This window comes from Streptomyces sp. NPDC127106 (assembly GCF_042677605.1).
In the GTDB taxonomy this organism is placed as follows: Bacteria; Actinomycetota; Actinomycetes; order Streptomycetales; family Streptomycetaceae; genus Streptomyces.
This window is the reverse complement of record NZ_JBHXTC010000008.1, coordinates 164,472-182,112: the sequence shown is the minus strand read 5'-3', so window position 1 is coordinate 182,112 and position 17,641 is coordinate 164,472. Positions and strand designations below refer to the sequence as shown.

The following is a 17,641-nucleotide window of genomic DNA, read 5'->3' as shown; positions in this document are numbered from 1 at the left end:
CGAAATCACCTCGAACCGGGCGACCTGTCAGAGCCTGTCGGCCCCGGCCGATCAGCCGCGGACCGTCCGCAGCCCGTCGAAGGCCATGTGGACCACGGCGTCCGCCAGCTGGTCCGGGGTGGTGCCGGGGTGCGGGCGGTACCACTCCACCAGGGAGTTGACCATCCCGAACAACAGCCGGGTGGCCAGCCGGATGTCCATGTCCGCCCGCAGGTCCCCGTCGGCCGCGGCGGCCTTGAGGAGTTCCGCGACCTGGTGGTCGAACTCCCGGCGGCGCTCCAGCGCCCAGCGCTCGGTCCGGGTGTTGCCCCGTACCCGCAGCAGCAGCGTCACGTACGGCAGCTCGGCGACCAGGACCTCCACCGTGCGGCGCGTGACGTACTCGACCCGCTCGACCGCCCGGCCCTGCACCGCGCCCCGCTCGTCGAGCACCGCGAAGAGCCCGTCGAGCGCGCGACTGACCGCGCGGCTGAGCAGCTCTTCCTTGCCCGCGACGTGGTGGTAGATCGAGGACTTGGAGATGCCGGCCGCCTTGGAGAGGTGCTCCATGGAGGTGCCGTCGTAGCCGCGCTCGTTGAAGACCTGGACCGCGACCGTCAGGAGCGACTCGGGGGTGTACGTGTCCCGCCTGGCGGTCGTCATGCGCTCTCCTCCGCCGTGGCGGGGGACCCGGTGCCATCGGCGGCGCCCTCGGCGGCCTCGGCGTCCTCGGATTCCTCGGGGGACTCCGCATAGCCGAGCTTGAACAGCGCCAGCGAGGGCGCGTAGCGGCCGCCGGGGCAGCGCTCGTCGAGGTTGTGCAGCAGGTCGTACGCCCAGTCGGGGCCGAGCCGCTCGTGCCATGCGGACGGGCCCAGCGGGTAGTTGACGCCGAGCCGCATCGCCGTGTCGATGTCCTCGGCGGAGGCCACGCCCCGGGCGACGGCGTCGGCGGTCAGGTCGATCAGCATCGCGACCGTACGGGCCACGATCATGCCCGGGACGTCGCCGATGACGGAGACCTGCTTGCCGAGCCGCTGGAACAGTCCGACGGCCTCGGCGAGGGTCTGCTCGCTGGTGTCCGCACCCGCGGAGAGCGCGATCCGGGTGGCCCCGCGGTAGTCGAGCGCGAGGTCGAAGTAGACGACGTCGGTGAACTCGACGGAGGTCTTGCCGTCCGCGAGCACCAGCTGCCCCTCGCCGGGCAGCTGGATGTACGGTCCCCCGGTGCCGGCGGCCGTGACCGCGATCCCGGCCTCCTCCATCAGCGCGACGAGGTCCGCGGCGGGGCCGAGGTCGCCGACGACGGTGACCTTCTCCGGAGCCTCCTCGGGGGCGGCGGTGTGCGGGGCCGGAGCCACCGCGTCCGGCCCGTACGGGAACCAGCCGTGGCCCGTCTTGCGGCCGAGGCGGCCCGACTGGACCAGCCGGCGCTGTGCGAGCGAGGGGGTGAACTTGGGGCTGCGGAAGAAGGACTCCCACACCGACCGGGTGACGGCCTCGTTGACGTCCTGGCCGATCAGGTCGGTCAGCGCGAACGGGCCCATCTTGAAGCCGCCGGACTCGCGGAGCACGGCGTCGATGGTGGCCGGGTCGGCGCCCTGCTCCTCGTACACCGCGAAGGCCTCGGCGTAGAAGGGGCGGGCGATGCGGTTGACGATGAAGCCGGGGGTGTCGGCGCAGCGGACCGGGGTCTTCCCCCAGCTCAGCATGGTGCGGTAGCCGCGCTCGGCGGCGGCCGGGTCGGTCGCGTGGCCGCTGACCACCTCGACGAGCGGGAGCAGCGGGGCCGGGTTGAAGAAGTGCAGGCCCAGGAAGCGGCCGGGGTGCGCGAGCCCGGCGGCCAGCTCGGTGACGGAGAGGGAGGAGGTGTTGGTGGCCAGCAGGGCGTCCGGGGCCACCACCTCTTCGAGTGCCGCGAACACCGTGCGCTTGACGGCGGTGTCCTCGACGATCGCCTCGACGACGAGCGCGACGTCCGCGAGCTCGGAGAGATCGGAGGCAGCGAGGATCCGGCCGTTCGCGGCCTCGGCCTCGGCGGGCTCCAGGCGGCCCTTCGCGGCCATGCGCTCGACACGGTCCTGGACGATGGCGACGCCGTCGGCGGCGAGGGCGGCGTTGATGTCGTAGAGCAGCACCTGGTGACCTGCGAGGAGCGCGACCTGGGCGATGCCCTGGCCCATGGTGCCGGCGCCGACCACCGCAACGGTGCGGGACCGTTCGATTGCTGTCATGTCCTGCATCCTCCCGCACCGAGTTATCCACAGGTCCGCCGGGCCCTCTTGTCCCGACCGATCGTTCGGTTACTCTAACTCCAGTCTGCTCTTCTTCACCCGCCCTTGCCTGATCCCAGCCTGCGATCCAGTCTGATCTTGCCCGGCTCAACGAGGAGTTGGTCCCTGATGGCCGCCGAGCCCACCGTCCCCCAGTCGCCCGCCCTGTCGGAGCTGTCCGCGAAGCACCGGCCCACCCTGGACCAGGCGCTGGAAGCCATCCGCAGCCGTGCCTACTGGTCCCCGCACCCCGAGCACCCCAAGGCGTACGGCGAGACCGCCCCCGCCGACGGCCTCGCCGCCTTCGAGGCCCTCAAGGGCACCCGCTTCGACCTGGACCAGCCCGGCACCGACGGCTGGACGGGCGGCGAGGTCTCCCCGTTCGGCCCCGCCCTGGACATCGAGTACCCGCACGTGGACCCGGACGTGCTGCTGCCCGCGATGCGCGCCGGCATGGGCGCCTGGCGGAACGCCGGGCCCGAGGCGCGCGCCCTGGTCTGCATCGAGGTCCTGGCCCGCATCAGCGCGCGGACGCACGAGTTCGCCCACGCGGTCATGCACACCAGCGGCCAGGCGTTCATGATGGCGTTCCAGGCTGGTGGCCCCCACGCGCAGGACCGCGGCCTGGAGGCGGTGGCGTACGCGTACGCGGAGCAGACCCGCGTCCCGGGCCGGGCGGACTGGTCCAAGCCACAGGGCAAGAAGGACCCGCTGCAGCTGGACAAGGCCTTCACTGCGGTCCCGCGCGGCATCGCGCTGGTGATCGGCTGCAACACCTTCCCGACGTGGAACGGCTACCCGGGCCTCTTCGCCTCCCTCGCCACCGGCAACGCCGTGCTGGTCAAGCCGCACCCGCGGGCCGTCCTCCCGCTCGCCCTGACCGTGCAGGTCGCCCGCGAGGTCCTCCGGGAGACGGGCTTCGACCCCAACCTGGTCGCCCTGGCCGTCGACCGCCCGGGGGAGGGCATCGCCAAGGACCTGGCCGTCCGCCCCGAGATCAAGGTGATCGACTACACGGGCTCGACGGAATTCGGCGACTGGCTGGAGGCCAACGCCCGCCAGGCCCAGGTGTACACGGAGAAGGCCGGCGTCAACACGGTCGTCGTGGACTCCACGGACAACTACAAGGGCATGCTGGCGAACCTCGCCTTCTCCCTGTCGCTCTACAGCGGCCAGATGTGCACCACCCCGCAGAACCTGCTGATCCCGCGGGACGGCATCGACACGGACGCCGGCCGCAAGACCTACGACGAGGTCGTCGCCGACATCGCGGCCTCGGTCAGCGGTCTGCTCGGCGACGACGCCCGCGCCAACGCACTGCTGGGCGCGCTGGTCAACCCGGACGTCAAGACCCGCCTGGAGGCGGCCGCCGGCCTCGGAGAGGTCGCCCTGGCCTCCCGCGAGGTGGCCAACCCCGAGTTCCCGGACGCCGTGGTGCGCACCCCGGTCATGGTGAAGCTGGACGCCGGCAAGGCGGACGACTCGGCGCCCTACCTGTCGGAGTGCTTCGGCCCGGTCTCCTTCGCGGTCGCCGTGGACAGCACGTCGGACGCCCTCGCCCTGCTGCGCCGCACGGTGCGCGAGAAGGGCGCGATGACGGTCGGCGCGTACACCACCTCCGCGGACACCGAGCGGGACGTCGAGGAGGTCTGCCTGGAGGAGTCGGCGCAGCTCTCGCTGAACCTGACCGGCGGGGTGTACGTCAACCAGACCGCGGCGTTCTCCGACTTCCACGGCTCGGGCGGCAACCCGGCCGCGAACGCCGCGCTGTGCGACGGCGCGTTCGTCGCGAACCGCTTCCGCATGGTGGAGGTCCGCCGCCAGGCGTGACGGCGGCTCAGCCGGGGTGGGGCCCGCCCCAGTGGAACAGGGTCATGGCCACGCTGGTCGCCAGGTTGTAGCTGGACACCTGCGGCCGCATCGGCAGGGACACGAGGTGATCCGCCCGGGCGCGCAGCTCGGGCGAGATCCCGTGCCGCTCCGAGCCGAAGGCCAGCAGCGCGCCGTCCGGGAGGGTGAGGGCACGGATGTCCTCGCCCTCCGGGTCGAGCGCGTACACCGGCCCGGCCGGGAGGGTCTCCAGGGTCACCGACTGCACGGTGGTGGCGTAGTGCAGCCCGGCGCCGGCCCGCACCACGTTCGGATGCCACGGGTCCAGGTCGCCCCGGGTGACGACGCCCGTCGCCCCGAACCCGGCGGCGAGCCGCACCACGGCGCCGACGTTCCCGAGGTTCCGCGGATTGTCGAGCACGACGATGGGCGCGGTCCGCGGCATCCGCTCCAGCAGGGCCCGCCCCTCGGCGGCGTCCGGCCGCACGGCGAGCGCGGCGACCCCGGTGGGGTGTACGCGGGGGAGAAAGGTCCGCAGCTCGGCGGCCCGTACCAGCCGTTTGACGTCGTCCTCCACGTCGGGAGCCAGCTGCGCGGCCAGCGCCCGCACCGCCTCGGGATCGTCGGCCACGGCGACCCGCACGTCGGCCCCGAACCGCAGCGCGTGCTTCAGCGCATGGAACCCGTCGAGCAGGACGAGATCGCCGTCCTCCACCACCGCACGCCACTCCCGCACCGTCTGTTCGCTCATGCAGCGAGCCTACGACCCGCGCGCCGCCTGATCCCGAGGCCGGTCCACCCCAGCCCCACCGACATTCGAAGCGCAAGCCCCGCAGGTCCACGCACAAACCCGAGACGGGACCCACCCAGCCCCACCGGCATTCGCAGCGCAGCCCCCGCAGCTCCGCACACAAACCCGAGACCAGGCACACCCAGCCCCGCCGGCATTCGCAGCGCAGCCCCCGCAGCTCCGCGCACAAACCCGAGACCGGGCACACCCAGCCCCGCCGGCATTCGCAGCGCAGCCCCCGCAGCTCCGCGCACAAACCCGAGACCGGGCACACCCAGCCCCGCCGGCGTTTGAGGCGCGGGTCCGGGCGGAGCCCGGGGAACGGAGGAAGGGTGGGGCGGGGAGACGGCCCCGCGCAGCGGCGACTACCGCGGACCGGCAGCCGCAGCCGGGTCCGGCTCGGGTTCGGGATCGGCATCCCCGGCCGGCCCGGGCAAAGCCGCCGCCGGCGCCGGCAGAGCTACCGGCCGCCCCCGCAACCGCAACCGCAGCCGCAGCCGCAGCCGCCCGACCACTGCCCCCGCCCCCACCAAGAACGCGGTCGGCAGGAACACCGCATCAGCGGCGATCATCGCCAACGAAAAGAACGGCAGCCCCAGCAACACCGCGATCCCCGCATGCTCCAGCATCATCACGCCGAGCAGCACGTTCTTGATCCGCCGGTGGAACACCGTGAACGGAAACGCCACCTGCAGCACCACGGTCCCGTACGTCAGCAGCATCACCACCGTCCCGCTGCTCGCCAGCAGCCCCGACAGCCCGGGCCACGGGCTGAAGTAGTCCAGCCCGAGCGGGTAGTACAGCGCGGTCCCGTCCTGCCACCGCGATCCCTGGACCTTGTACCACCCCGCGGTGGCGTAGATCAGGCAGACCTCCGCCATGATCACCAGCATCCCGGCGTTGTGCACCATGTTGGCCAGCACGTCCAGGAGCGCGCGCCCCTCGCTCCGCCCGGCCCCCTCGCTCCGCCCGGCCCCCGGGCTCCGCTCGGCCATCCACCACACCGCCGCGACCACCCACAGCGCCGTGAACGCCGCCGCCCAGCCCAGCCCGAACCGCCCGGTCACGGCCCCGTACACGAGCACCGCACCCAGCACGCCCCACAGCACCGGCCCGGCCGCCCCCGTCGAGGCGGATCCCCGCAGCCGCGCCCGCCGCGCGTCGAGCGACCACACCTGCGCGCACCGCGTGAGCACCAGGTAGATCGCCATCAGGTGGATGACGTTGTCGCCGCCGTCGCCCATGAACACGCTGCGGTTCTGCAGGGACAGCACCCCGACCATGAACACGACGGACGTGGCCCGGGTCCGCCAGCCCAGCACCAGCAGGGCGCTCGCCAGCACGGCCGCGAGGTAGACGGTCTCGAACCACAGCGCCGAGTCCGACCACAGCAGCACCGTGAAGGCGTGGTTCGACCCGACCAGCCGCCGGGCGAGCTCCCAGCTCCAGGGGCCGTCGGGCCCGTACAGCTCGTGCCGGTGGGGGTACTCCCGCAGCAGGAAGAACAGCCAGGTCCCGGCGAAGCCGATCCGGACGACGGCGCTCTGGTAGGGCCCGAGCGCCTCCCCGGTGACCCGCGCCAGCCCCCGAGCCGCCGCGGCCCGCCCCCGTCTCAGACCGCCCACCACGGCAGCTCCCGGTAGTACGTCTGGGTGTCGGTCCGCTCGTCGCTCCACGCCGGCGCGGGCACCGCGCGCGTCGCCGAGCGCAGCTGGATCCGTACGAGCTCGCCCTCCCGGCCGGTACCGGCCTCGCCGAGCCGGTTCAGGGCGATCCGCCGCAGGTACTGCTCCGACAGCTCGCCGCGCTCGCCGTTCGGGGTGTCGTCCTCGTCATGGGAGCCGGTGAAGAAGTCCCAGGCCCGGCGCAGCTCGTTCTGCCGGGTGTGGCTGGGCAGCAGGCTGTGCTCGATGGCCGCGCCGTCGTCGGCGGACAGGTCGTGCCACGGGCCCGTGACCACCTCCCCGCCGGGGGTCCGGTACTCCGCGCGGACCTCGACCGCGATGTTCTGCTGGAGCGGGTTGGGGGCGAAGAGCTTCCAGTTCTGTTCGAACTCGGGGTAGATCCAGCCGTCGACCACCGCCGCGTGCCGCTTGCTCAGGGTGTTGGACGGGGCGACGTGCAGGAAGACCAGGGCCAGGTGGGCGCAGGCCGCGAGGCCGGTCACGGCCAGGGCCAGGGCCGCGACGGCCCGGTACGGGGCGGACAGCCCCGCGATCCCGGGCGGGGGGACGGTCGGCGGGACGGCCGGCGGCCCGGCGGGCGGATCGTCCGCTTCCGCGGTCTCGCGCTCGTTCGATTCCATCGCGTCCCGATCGTTCGGCGTCCACAGGGTTGACCAGAGAGGTTGACACCCTACGGGCCGCCGACCCACCATTGAAGAGAACGAACCGAACGATCGGTCGGTCGGTCGGTCAACGAACTCTGGCAGGGGGCCGGGATGGTGGCAGTGACCCCGGAAACGGGGCAGGACGCGGGGCTGGATGCCGGCCTCGCGGCACAGCTCGCGGCGGCCTTCGACGCCGCAGTGGCGGCCGACGAGCGCGTCGAGCCGCGTGACTGGATGCCCGACGAGTACCGCTCCACGCTCGTGCGCCAGATGGCCCAGCACGCCCACTCCGAGATCATCGGCATGCAGCCCGAGGCCAACTGGATCACCCGGGCGCCCTCGCTGCGCCGCAAGGCGATCCTCATGGCCAAGGTGCAGGACGAGGCCGGGCACGGGTTGTACCTGTACAGCGCCGCCGAGACCCTCGGCACCAGCCGGGACGAGCTGCTCGACAAGCTCCACGCGGGCAAGCAGAAGTACTCGTCGATCTTCAACTACCCGACGCTGACCTGGGCCGACGTCGGCGCGATCGGCTGGCTCGTGGACGGCGCGGCCATCACCAACCAGGTGCCGCTGTGCCGCTGCTCCTACGGGCCGTACGCCCGCGCCATGGTCCGGATCTGCAAGGAGGAGTCCTTCCACCAGCGCCAGGGCTTCGAGCTCCTCCTCGCCCTCTCCCAGGGCACCCCGGAGCAGCACGCGATGGCGCAGGACGCGGTGAACCGCTGGTGGTGGCCCTCACTGATGATGTTCGGCCCGCCGGACGCCGAGTCGTCCCACTCGGCGCAGTCGATGGAGTGGCGGATCAAGCGGCACTCCAACGACGAGCTGCGCCAGCGCTTCGTGGACATCGCCGTTCCGCAGGCCGAGACCCTCGGCCTGACGCTGCCCGACCCGGACCTGAAGTGGAACGAGGAGCGCGGGCACCACGACTTCGGCGCGATCGACTGGACCGAGTTCTGGGACGTGCTCAAGGGCAACGGCCCGTGCAACGAAGAGCGGATCGGGCAGCGCCGCCGGGCGCACGAGGAAGGCGCGTGGGTCCGGGAGGCGGCCGCGGCGTACGCCGCCAAGCACACGGCGGCACCGGCCGCCACGGCAACGAACGAGGAGGCAGGGGTATGACGCAGAACTGGCCGCTGTGGGAGGTGTTCGTGCGCTCGCGGCGCGGCCTCTCGCACACACACGCCGGCAGCCTGCACGCGCCCGACGCGGAGATGGCCCTGCGCAACGCCCGCGACCTCTACACCCGGCGCAGCGAGGGCGTGTCCATCTGGGTGGTGCCCTCCGCCGAGATCACCGCGTCCTCCCCGGACGAGCGGGACCCGTTCTTCGCGCCGGCGGCCGACAAGCCGTACCGGCACCCGACCTTCTACGACATCCCCGAAGGGGTGAGCCACCTGTGACCGGCACCGACATCGCCGTGCCGGCCGCGGCCGCCCTCGCCCTCGGGGACGACGCGCTGGTCCTCTCCCACCGCCTGGGCGAGTGGGCCGGCCACGCCCCCGTGCTGGAGGAGGAGGTCGCCCTCGCCAACATCGCGCTCGACCTGCTCGGCCAGGCCCGCGTCCTGCTGTCGATGGTCGGCAACGAGGACGAGCTGGCGTTCCTGCGCGAGGAGCGGTCCTTCCGCAACGTGCAGCTGGTGGAGCAGCCGAACGGCGACTTCGCCCACACCATCGCCCGCCAGCTGTACTTCTCCCTGTACCAGCACGAGCTGCACACGCAGCTCGCCGCCGGGGACGGACCGTTCGCCGCCCTGGCCGCGAAGGCCGTCAAGGAGACCGCGTACCACCGCGACCACGCCGAGCAGTGGACGCTGCGGCTCGGCGACGGTACCGAGGAGAGCCGCCGGCGCATGCGGGCCGGCCTGGACGCCCTGTGGAAGTACACCGGCGAGCTGTTCCAGCCGGTGGAGGGCCTCGACGGGGTCGACTGGACCGCGCTGCAGGACCGCTGGCTGGCCGCGCTGGGCGGCGTACTGGAGCAGGCCGGGCTCTCCCTCCCCGAGGGCCCGCGCACCGGCGCCTGGGCCGCCGGGGCCGGTCGCCAGGGCCTGCACACGGAGCCGTTCGGCCGGATGCTGGCCGAGATGCAGCACCTGCACCGCAGCCACCCGGGGGCGACGTGGTGACCCGCACGCAGGCCGCGCCCGAGGCCCTGAGCCGCCTGGAGGCGGAGCTGACCGAGCTGGCCGGCTCCGTCCCCGACCCGGAGCTGCCCGTGCTCACCCTGGCCGAACTGGGCGTCGTACGCGGGGTGAAGATGCACGAGGACGGCCACGCCGAGGTCACCCTCACCCCCACGTACACCGGATGCCCCGCCATCGAGGCCATGTCCGCCGACATCGAGCGGGCCCTGACCGGCCACGGCATACCCGACGTCCGGGTGCGCACCGTCCTGTCGCCCGCCTGGTCGACCGATGACATCAGCGCCGAAGGCCGGCGCAAGCTGGCCGAGTTCGGCATCGCCCCGCCCCGCCCGCACGCGGCGGGCGGGCCGGTCCCCGTCGCCCTGTCGGTCCGTTGCCCGCACTGCGGGTCCACCGAGACCGAGCTGCTCAGCAGATTCTCGTCCACCGCGTGCAAGGCGCTGCGCCGCTGCACCTCGTGCCGTGAACCGTTCGACCACTTCAAGGAGCTGTAGATGGCCGCGTCCACGCCGTCGCCCGCGCAGGCGCCGGGCTCCGCGCGTCCCCCGCGCCACGGCGCCTTCCACCGGCTGACGGTGTCGGCGGTCGACCGGCTCACCGACGACTCCGTGGCGCTGACCCTCACGGTCCCCGAAGAGCTGAGCGCCGCATACCGACACGCCGCCGGCCAGCACCTCACCCTGCGCCGTACGACCCCCGAGGGCACGGAGATCCGCCGCACCTACTCGATCTGTTCCCCGGCCCCGGACCCCGCGGGCCCCGGCCCGCAGCGGCTCCAGGTCGGCGTACGGCTCGTGGAGGGCGGTGAGTTCTCCACCTTCGCGCACAAGGAGGTCGCCGCCGGTGACGCGCTGGACGTGATGGTCCCGGCCGGCCGCTTCGTCCTCGACCCCGCCGCCGCACCGGCGGGCGGGCACTACGCGGCGATCGTCGGCGGCAGCGGCATCACCCCGGTGCTGTCGATCGCCGCGACGCTGCTGGCGGCCCGGCCCGACGCCCGGTTCTGCCTGGTGCGCACCGACCGCACGCAGGCCTCGACGATGTTCCTGGAGGAGGTCGCCGACCTCAAGGACCGCTACCCGGACCGCTTCCAGCTGGTCACGGTGCTGTCCCGGGAGGAGCAGGAGGCCGGGCTGCCGTCCGGGCGGCTGGACGAGGAGCGCCTGAAGGGCCTGCTGCCCGCGCTGCTGCCCGTCGCCGACGTCACCGGCTGGTACCTGTGCGGGCCCTACGGGCTGGTCGTCTCCGCGGAGCGGGCCCTGGGCGCGCTCGGCGTCGGGCGCGGCCGGGTCCACGAGGAGGTCTTCCACGTCGAGGATGCCGCCGCACCCGCCCCCGCGGCGGCCGCGGCGCCCGCGCACGGCCGGGTCACCGCCCGCCTCGACGGCCGCTCGGGCACCTGGCCGGTCCAGGGCGGGGAGTCCCTGCTGGACACGGTGCTGCGCAACCGCGCGGACGCCCCGTACGCCTGCAAGGGCGGCGTGTGCGGCACCTGTCGCGCCTTCGTGGTCAAGGGCGAGGTCCGGATGGACCGGAACTTCGCGCTGGAGGCGGAGGAGACGGACGCCGGGTTCGTGCTGGCCTGCCAGTCCCACGCGGTGACCGAGGAAGTGGAGATCGACTTCGACCGCTGAGCCGGCCGGCGGCGGCCCCCCTCGGGGCTGCCGCCGTAGGCCTGTCCAATTCCCCGAACCTGCTTTATCTTGACGCTCCGTCAGATTTAGGCGGACGACGGGTTCCGGTGCGCGCGGGAGGACAGGCAGTGGACTTCACCTTCACCGAGGAGCAGCAGGCCGCCGCCGAGGCGGCGAAGGCCGTCTTCGCCGGGGTCGCCCCGGACGGCGTGCCCAGCCCCGCCCTGACCCCGGGCGCCGTCGCCGACGACTTCGACCGGCCGCTGTGGGCCCGACTCGCCGCGTCCGATCTGCTGAGCCTGGTCCTGGCCGAGGAGTACGGGGGCTCCGGCCTCGACGCCGTCGCCCTGTGCCTGGTGCTGCGCGAGGCGGCCAAGCGGCTGGCCCGGGTGCCGCTGCTGGAGCACTGCGCCACCGCCGCCGTCGTCCAGGCCCACGGCAGCCCCGAACTCGCCCGCGTCCTGCTGCCCGGCGCCGGGAGCGGGGCCCTCGTCCTCACCGCCGCCGCCCACGGCCGCAGCGGCCACGACCCCGCCGAACTCGCCGTCACCGCACGCCGCGAGGGCACCGGATGGATCCTCGACGGGGTGCAGACCGCGGTGCCGTGGGCGCACGGCGCGGACTGGACCGCCGTACCGGCCCACACCGGCGCGGGGGAGGCCGTCCTCGCGCTCGTCCCGCGCGGCACCGAGGGCCTCGCCCTGGCCGACCAGTACTCCACCAGCGGGGAGCTGCTCGCCGAACTCTCCCTGGACGGTGTCCGGGTGCCCGCCGCCCACGTGATCACCGCCCCGGCGGCCTGGGAACGGCTGCACCGGCTCCTCACCGTCGGGACCTGCGCCCTCGCGCTCGGCCTCGGCACGGCCGTGCTCGCCATGACCGGCGAGTACACCGGCAAGCGCGAGCAGTTCGGCTTCCCGGTGGCCACCTTCCAGGCGGTCGCCGTCCAAGCCGCGGACCGCTACATCGACCTGCGCGCCATGGAGGCCACCCTGTGGCAGGCGGCCTGGCGGATCGACGCGGCGACCGGCGGGGCCGGCGGCCCGCTGCCGCCCGCCGGGGACATCGCCGTCGCCAAGATCTGGGCCTCGGAAGGGGTGCGCCGGGTCGTCCAGACGGCGCAACACCTGCACGGCGGCTTCGGCGCCGACACCGACTACCCGCTGCACCGCTACCACGCCTGGGCCAAGCAGCTGGAGCTCCAACTCGGCCCGGCCGCCGCGCACGAGGAGGTGCTGGGCGACCTGCTGGCCGCCCACGCCCTCGCCTGAGACGCAGTCCTACAGCACGAAGGCCGGGCTGCCGTTGTCGGTCACCATCGGACGCCCGGCACCCTGCCAAGCCTGCATCCCGCCGTCGACGTTCACGGCGTCGATGCCCTGGCGCACCAGGTACTGCGTGACCTGCGCGGAGCGCCCGCCGACCCGACACACCACGTGCACCCGGCGGCCGTCCTGGGCGGCTTCCGTCAGCTCGCCGAAGCGGGCCGCGAAGGCGCTCATCGGGATGTGCAGAGCGCCCTCCACATGCCCGGCGGCCCACTCGTCGTCCTCACGGACATCCAGCACAAAGCCTTCGGAGGGCACCGCGGCAGCGTCCACCGAGGGAAGCGGTCCGAAGTTCATACGTAGCCTTCTCTCGTCACAGGTCGGACCTCCAACTTAGCCGAGCCGGACCGGCTCACCCCGCGGCCAGGGCGGCGAGCTGGGACTCCTTCTCGGACACCTGGGCCAGCAGCTGCTCGGCGATCTCGTCCAGCAGCCTGTCCGGGTCCTCCGGGGCCATCCGCAGCATCGCCCCGATCGCGCTGTCCTCCAGCTCGCGGGCCACCACCGTGAGCAGCTCCTTTCGCTGGGCCAGCCACTCCAGCCGGGCGTACAGCTCCTCGCTCTCACTCAGCCGCTGCTCCGCCTCCGCCACCGGGCCGGCCGCCCACTCCTCGGCCAGCTCGCGCAGCAGCTGCTCCTCACCCCGCCCGTACGCGGCGTTGACCCGGGCGATGAAGGCATCACGGCGCTGCCGCTCGGCCTCGTCCTGGGCGAGGTCCGGATGAGCCTGCCGGACGAGCTCGCGGTACAGGCGCTTGACCTCCTCCGTCGGTCGCACCCGCTGCGGCGGCCGCACCGGCCGGTCGGTGAGCATCGCGCCCGCGTCGTCGGAGATCCCGTCGGAGCCCATCCAATCGTGGAACAGCTCGTCGACCCCCGGCATCGGCATCACCAGCGAGCGCGCCTCGCGGGCCATCCGCAGGTCCTCGGCGTCACCGCTGCGCTCCGCCTTGGCCTCGGCGATCAACGCGTCCAGCTCGTCGAGCCGCGCGTACATGGGGCCGAGCTTCTGGTGGTGCAGCCGGGAGAAGTTCTCGACCTCCACCCGGAAGGTCTCCACCGCGATCTCGAATTCGATCAGCGCCTGCTCGGCGGCCCGGACGGCCCGCTCCAGGCGGGCCTCGGGCCGCTCGTCGCCGGAGGCCGGACCGGAGGCGCCGGAAGTCGCGGAGGCGGTCTCTTCACTCTGCTGCTCGCTCACCCGGCCACCCTAAGCCCGGTCCGGCCGGGCCGGGGTTTCACGTGAAACATCGACCCTGGACCGTGACCGTGCCCCCCCGACCGCGCCCGTGCCCCTGACCTCGACCGTTTCCCGGACCTCGACCGTTTCCCGGACCGCGACCGGGCCGGCAGCCGGCCGCGGGCCGGCCCGGTACAGGCCTGCTCAGACCCCGGACTCCGCGGCGATCCGGCCCGCCTTCACGGCCGCCACCAGGTCCGCGTGGTCGGCCTCCGTGCGGTCGGCGTAGGCGACGGCGAACGCGGCGAACGCCTCGTCCAGCTCCTCGTTCTTGCCGCAGTACCCGGCCAGCAGCCGCGGGTCGGCGCTGTGCGCGTGCGCCCGGGCCAGCAGGGCCCCGGTCATCCGGCCGTAGTCGTCGAGCTGGTCCGCGGAGAGTGCCGCCGGATCCACGCTGCCCTTGCGGTTGCGGAACTGGCGGACCTGGTACGGGCGCCCCTCGACCGTGGTCCAGCCCAGCAGGATGTCCGAGACGACCTGCATGCGCTTCTGCCCGGCCACCACGCGGCGGCCCTCGTGCTCCTCGGCCCGGGCCTCGAAGCCCACCGCGGACAGGTGGGGGAGCAGGACCGACGGCCGCGCCTCCTTGACCTGGAGCACGAGCGGCTCTCCCCGGTGGTCCAGCAGCAGCACCACGTACGAGCGGGTACCGACGCTGCCCGTGCCGACCACACGGAACGCGACGTCGTGGATGGCGTACCGGGCCAGCAGCGGCAGCCGGTCCCCCTGCAGCGTCTGCAGGTACGGGCCCAGCGAGGCCGCCACGGCCGCCGCCTCCGCGTCCCCGACCCGGCGCAGCACCGGCAGGGCGTCCACGAAGCGCCGCCCGCTGTCGGGGCAGGGCTCCGTCGATTTGGCGGCGAACCGCGCCGAAGTGTTGCTGCGCGCCTTGTCCACGACCCGCTGGAGGATGCCGAGCATGTCGCGGGCGTCGGCGTGCGCGACGAGCTGCTCGTCCGCGATCGCGTTCCAGGCGTCCATCGCCGGCAGCTTGGCCAGCAGCCGCATGGTGCGGCGATAGGTGCCGACCGCGTCGAGGGCGGCCGACCGGCAGGTGCCCTCGTCCGTTCCGGCCACCCGCCCGGCCAGGATCAGCGAGGTCGCCAGCCGCTTCAGGTCCCACTCCCACGGCCCGAAGACGGTCTCGTCGAAGTCGTTCAGGTCCATGACCAGCCGGCCGCGGGCGTCCCCGTACAGGCCGAAGTTAGCTGCGTGCGCGTCACCGCAGATCTGCGCCCCGATGCCGGTCACCGGGCCGGTGGACAGGTCGTGGGCCATCAGGCCGGCAGCCCCGCGCAGGAAGGCGAAGGGGTTCGCGGACATCCGCCCCACCCGTATCGGCGTCAGCTCGGGCACCCGCCCGGCGTTGGACTCCTCCACCGCGCGCACCGCGTCCGGCCGCCCGGCGGGCAGGTCGAAGCGGGCGTGCGCCGCGCGCGGCACCCGGCCGCGCAGCGCCTTGCCGGCCTCCTTGGGCGAGCCGTCCTCCGTCCGCGGCGCGAACCCCGGGACGTCCGGCAGCCGCCCTTCGCAGTCCTCCGCGCCCACCGCGTACCGCTCCGCCATCACCATGCTGCCGCCCCCGCCCGTGACCGCCGGGCCCGCCGGCGTATTTTCGTTGTTCCGTTGTTCCGTTGTTCCGTCGTTCCCGTTCCGACGCTTGCGCCGTTCCGCGGCCGACCGTATCTAGAGCCCGGCATCCCTGGCCAGCAGGGCCGCCTGCACGCGGTTCTCGCAGCCCAGCTTCGCCAGGATCCGGCTCACGTACGTCTTCACCGTCGCCTCGCTCATGTGCAGCCGCCGGCCCGCGTCCGCGTTGGACAGCCCCTCGCCCAGCAGGGCCAGCACCCCGCGCTCGCGCTCGCTCAGCTCGGCGATCCGCCGCCTGGCCTCCTCGCTGCGCGCCGCCGCCCGTCCCGACGCCAGCTGGTCGACGACGTGCCGGGTCGCCCCCGGCGAGAGGTACGCGTCGCCGACCGCGGCTGCCCGGACCGCGCCGATCAGCTCGCCCGGCGCAGAGTCCTTGAGCAGGAATCCGGCGCTGCCCTGGCCGAGCGCCCGCAGCACGTTCTCCTTCTCCCCGAACGTCGTCAGGATCAGGGCCCGCACCTCGGGCACGACCCGGCCCAGCTCCCCGAGCGCGGTCAGGCCGTCCATCACGGGCATCTGGATGTCGAGGAGCACCACCTCCGGCGCGTGCGAGCGGGCCAGCTCCACGGCCTCCCGGCCGTTCGCCGCCTCCGCGACGACCTCGATGTCCGGCGCCGAGGTCAGGATCATCCTGATCCCGGCCCGGATCAGAGGCTCGTCATCAGCGATCACCACTCGGATCACCTTGGCTGTCACCCGCGCGCTCCTACCGCTTGACCTCGTACGACTGCTTGTCGACGAGCTTGCCGTCCTTGAAGCAGAACCGGAAAACGGTATCGTCGCTGAGGTCGTCGCTCTCCGAGGACAGCCAGGCCATGCACGTCGAACCGGCGGGCTTCTGCGGGCCCTTGCGGTCCAGGCCCTCGGTCAGGAAGCTCTCCCCCGTGGGCAGCCGGTCGCGCACCGCCTGCTCGCTCTCCCCGACCTGGATCCTCTCGTACTCCTCCTGGCTGATCATCGCCTTAGTCGCCGAGCCCATCAGCAGCGTCACGACCGCCCCGATCATGATCACGAACACCACCAGCGCCGCGACCGCTATGCCACAGCCCAGGGCGATGCCGCCGGTCCGGCTGCGCCCGCGCACCGCCAGCTCCCGGTCCACGGCCGCCCAGTCCATCGGCGGCCCGAGCACCCGGGCCTGCTGCCCGAAGTCGTCGACGACGGACTCGGCCCCGGCCGGCTCCGCCCCGTACGGCAGCACACCGGCCACCCGGAAGCCACCGTCCTCGGTGCTGCCCGCGTGGACCATCCCGCCGACGAGGCGGGCCCGCTCCCGCAACCCGGTCAGCCCCTGCCCGCCCGAGACCACCTCGCCGGCCGCCGCCCCGGCCGGAGCAGGGCCGTTGGCGATCTCCACGACCAGCGAGTCGTCCTCGTACCGCAGCTCGACCGTGATGGCGGCACCCGGGGCGTGCTTGTAGGCGTTCGTCAGCGCCTCCTGCACGATCCGGTACGCCGCGTGGTCGCAGGCCGCCGCCAGCTGCCTCGGCTTCCCCTGCGCAGCCAGCAGCCGTACGTCGGTCCCCGCGGCCCGCGCCGCCTCCACGATCCCCGTGATGCCGGCCACGCCGCGGGCCGCGGGTTGCGCGTCCTCCACGGGGGCCGCGGCCTCCACCCCGTCGCGCAGGATCCCGACGACCTCACGCAGTTCGTGCATGGCCGACACCGAGGCCTGCCGCAGCACGCCCACCGCCTCGCGCTGGCGGTCGGTGAGTTCGGGATCCACTTCCAGCGCGCCGGTGTGGACGGCGATCAGAGCCAGCTGGTGGCCCAGGCTGTCGTGCATGTCCTGGGCGATGCGCTGCCGCTCCCGCAGCCGGGCCTGCCCGGCGACCATGGCCCGCTCCCGCATCAGCTGCCCGTTGCGTTCCTGCAGCGCCCGCAGCAGGGTCCGCCGCTGCGACCAGTACCGGCTGGCCAGGCCGGGCATCGCGGACGTGACGAGGAACATGAGTGTGGTGAACACGACCACGAGCACGGGCGGCATCTGCGACCACTGCTCGACCACGCTGAGGCCGACCGAGGCCAGGAACGCCCCGGCGAACGCGGTCAGCGCACGCCCGACACCGACGATCCGACGGCCCGCGGACCAGCTGAGGGGGATCGTGACCAGCGCCGTGCCGGGGAGGAACGGCGCCACCGCCGCACCGGCGACGAGGGCCCCGGCCGGCAGCCGGCGCCGCAGTATCAGCAGGGCACAGACCACCACGCCGCTGGCGACCATGCGCAGCGTGGTGCCGTTCTCCAGCTCCTCGATGCCCAGCCCGAGCAGAGTGACCATTGCCGCAATCGCCAGATCGCCGGCGAGCATCCGCCGGGTCCACGGCTCGGGCCCCCGCAGCCAGTTCCAGCCCGCCCGCATCTTCGCCGTCGCATCCACGCGACGACCCTAGGCATTCCGGCCACGACGGCAATGCCTTCTTTCGTCGTGGCCGG

At 73.4% G+C, this 17,641-nt stretch carries 17 protein-coding genes; 7 read left to right on the top strand and 10 right to left on the bottom strand.

Annotated features, from left to right (window positions below; genetic code table 11):
• Window positions 1–51: 51 nt before the first annotated feature.
• Window positions 52–642 (bottom strand): TetR/AcrR family transcriptional regulator, encoded by a 591-nt coding sequence (locus ACFVGY_RS11335; protein WP_385674429.1) that lies wholly within the window; start codon window positions 640–642, stop codon window positions 52–54.
• Entirely contained in the window at window positions 639–2,213 is a 1,575-nt protein-coding gene (locus tag ACFVGY_RS11330; RefSeq protein ID WP_385674427.1) for a 3-hydroxyacyl-CoA dehydrogenase, read from the bottom strand. Before ACFVGY_RS11330 ends, ACFVGY_RS11335 begins: the two co-directional genes overlap by 4 nt.
• 168 nt (window positions 2,214–2,381) lie before the next feature.
• On the opposite strand from ACFVGY_RS11330, the gene paaN reads away from it, so the two are divergent.
• Window positions 2,382–4,082, top strand: coding sequence for a phenylacetic acid degradation protein PaaN (gene paaN, locus ACFVGY_RS11325; RefSeq protein ID WP_385674424.1), 1,701 nt, complete (start codon window positions 2,382–2,384; stop codon window positions 4,080–4,082).
• 7 nt (window positions 4,083–4,089) lie between these two features.
• Here paaN and ACFVGY_RS11320 read toward each other — a convergent pair whose 3' ends face one another.
• The 3 genes from ACFVGY_RS11320 to ACFVGY_RS11310 form a co-directional block, all read right to left on the bottom strand.
• On the bottom strand, window positions 4,090–4,833 hold the full coding sequence (locus ACFVGY_RS11320; protein WP_385674421.1) for a TrmH family RNA methyltransferase: 744 nt from the start codon (window positions 4,831–4,833) through the stop codon (window positions 4,090–4,092).
• 404 nt (window positions 4,834–5,237) lie between these two features.
• Window positions 5,238–6,488 carry an HTTM domain-containing protein gene (locus ACFVGY_RS11315; protein ID WP_385674544.1) on the bottom strand — a complete coding sequence of 417 codons (1,251 nt, stop codon included), beginning with the start codon at window positions 6,486–6,488 and terminating at the stop codon, window positions 5,238–5,240.
• Window positions 6,485–7,177 (bottom strand): DUF5819 family protein, encoded by a 693-nt coding sequence (locus tag ACFVGY_RS11310; protein ID WP_385674418.1) that lies wholly within the window; start codon window positions 7,175–7,177, stop codon window positions 6,485–6,487. Before ACFVGY_RS11310 ends, ACFVGY_RS11315 begins: the two co-directional genes overlap by 4 nt.
• 135 nt (window positions 7,178–7,312) lie before the next feature.
• Here ACFVGY_RS11310 and paaA point away from each other — a divergent pair, with 135 nt between their 5' ends.
• The 6 genes from paaA (at window position 7,313) to ACFVGY_RS11280 (ending at window position 12,258) form a co-directional block, all read left to right on the top strand.
• Window positions 7,313–8,326 (top strand): 1,2-phenylacetyl-CoA epoxidase subunit PaaA, encoded by a 1,014-nt coding sequence (gene paaA / locus ACFVGY_RS11305; RefSeq protein WP_385674415.1) that lies wholly within the window; start codon window positions 7,313–7,315, stop codon window positions 8,324–8,326.
• Window positions 8,323–8,607 carry a 1,2-phenylacetyl-CoA epoxidase subunit PaaB gene (gene paaB, locus ACFVGY_RS11300; RefSeq protein ID WP_179171857.1) on the top strand — a complete coding sequence of 95 codons (285 nt, stop codon included), beginning with the start codon at window positions 8,323–8,325 and terminating at the stop codon, window positions 8,605–8,607. Before paaA ends, paaB begins: the two co-directional genes overlap by 4 nt.
• Window positions 8,604–9,335 (top strand): 1,2-phenylacetyl-CoA epoxidase subunit PaaC, encoded by a 732-nt coding sequence (gene paaC / locus ACFVGY_RS11295; RefSeq protein WP_385674410.1) that lies wholly within the window; start codon window positions 8,604–8,606, stop codon window positions 9,333–9,335. Before paaB ends, paaC begins: the two co-directional genes overlap by 4 nt.
• A complete protein-coding gene (gene paaD, locus ACFVGY_RS11290; protein ID WP_385674407.1) occupies window positions 9,329–9,847 on the top strand; it encodes a 1,2-phenylacetyl-CoA epoxidase subunit PaaD in 519 nt (172 codons plus the stop codon). Before paaC ends, paaD begins: the two co-directional genes overlap by 7 nt.
• Window positions 9,848–10,987, top strand: coding sequence for a 2Fe-2S iron-sulfur cluster-binding protein (locus tag ACFVGY_RS11285; protein WP_385674404.1), 1,140 nt, complete (start codon window positions 9,848–9,850; stop codon window positions 10,985–10,987). It begins immediately after the preceding gene.
• Between the two features lie 128 nt (window positions 10,988–11,115).
• Window positions 11,116–12,258, top strand: a complete 1,143-nt coding sequence (locus tag ACFVGY_RS11280) for an acyl-CoA dehydrogenase family protein (RefSeq protein WP_385674401.1) — start codon at window positions 11,116–11,118, stop codon at window positions 12,256–12,258.
• Between the two features lie 9 nt (window positions 12,259–12,267).
• On the opposite strand, the gene ACFVGY_RS11275 is transcribed toward ACFVGY_RS11280, so the two are convergent.
• From ACFVGY_RS11275 to ACFVGY_RS11255, 5 genes are all read right to left on the bottom strand, one after another.
• Entirely contained in the window at window positions 12,268–12,612 is a 345-nt protein-coding gene (locus tag ACFVGY_RS11275) for a rhodanese-like domain-containing protein (RefSeq protein WP_385674398.1), read from the bottom strand.
• 55 nt (window positions 12,613–12,667) lie between these two features.
• Window positions 12,668–13,516: a J domain-containing protein gene (locus ACFVGY_RS11270; protein ID WP_385674395.1), complete on the bottom strand. Its 849-nt coding sequence runs from the start codon at window positions 13,514–13,516 to the stop codon at window positions 12,668–12,670.
• 183 nt (window positions 13,517–13,699) lie between these two features.
• On the bottom strand, window positions 13,700–15,127 hold the full coding sequence (locus ACFVGY_RS11265; protein WP_385674392.1) for a DUF2252 domain-containing protein: 1,428 nt from the start codon (window positions 15,125–15,127) through the stop codon (window positions 13,700–13,702).
• 114 nt (window positions 15,128–15,241) lie between these two features.
• Window positions 15,242–15,901 carry a response regulator gene (locus tag ACFVGY_RS11260; protein ID WP_385674389.1) on the bottom strand — a complete coding sequence of 220 codons (660 nt, stop codon included), beginning with the start codon at window positions 15,899–15,901 and terminating at the stop codon, window positions 15,242–15,244.
• A 10-nt stretch (window positions 15,902–15,911) separates the two neighbouring features.
• Complete coding sequence (locus ACFVGY_RS11255) at window positions 15,912–17,567, bottom strand: sensor histidine kinase (RefSeq protein WP_385674541.1); 1,656 nt, start codon at window positions 17,565–17,567, stop codon at window positions 15,912–15,914.
• Between the last annotated feature and the right edge of the window lie 74 nt (window positions 17,568–17,641).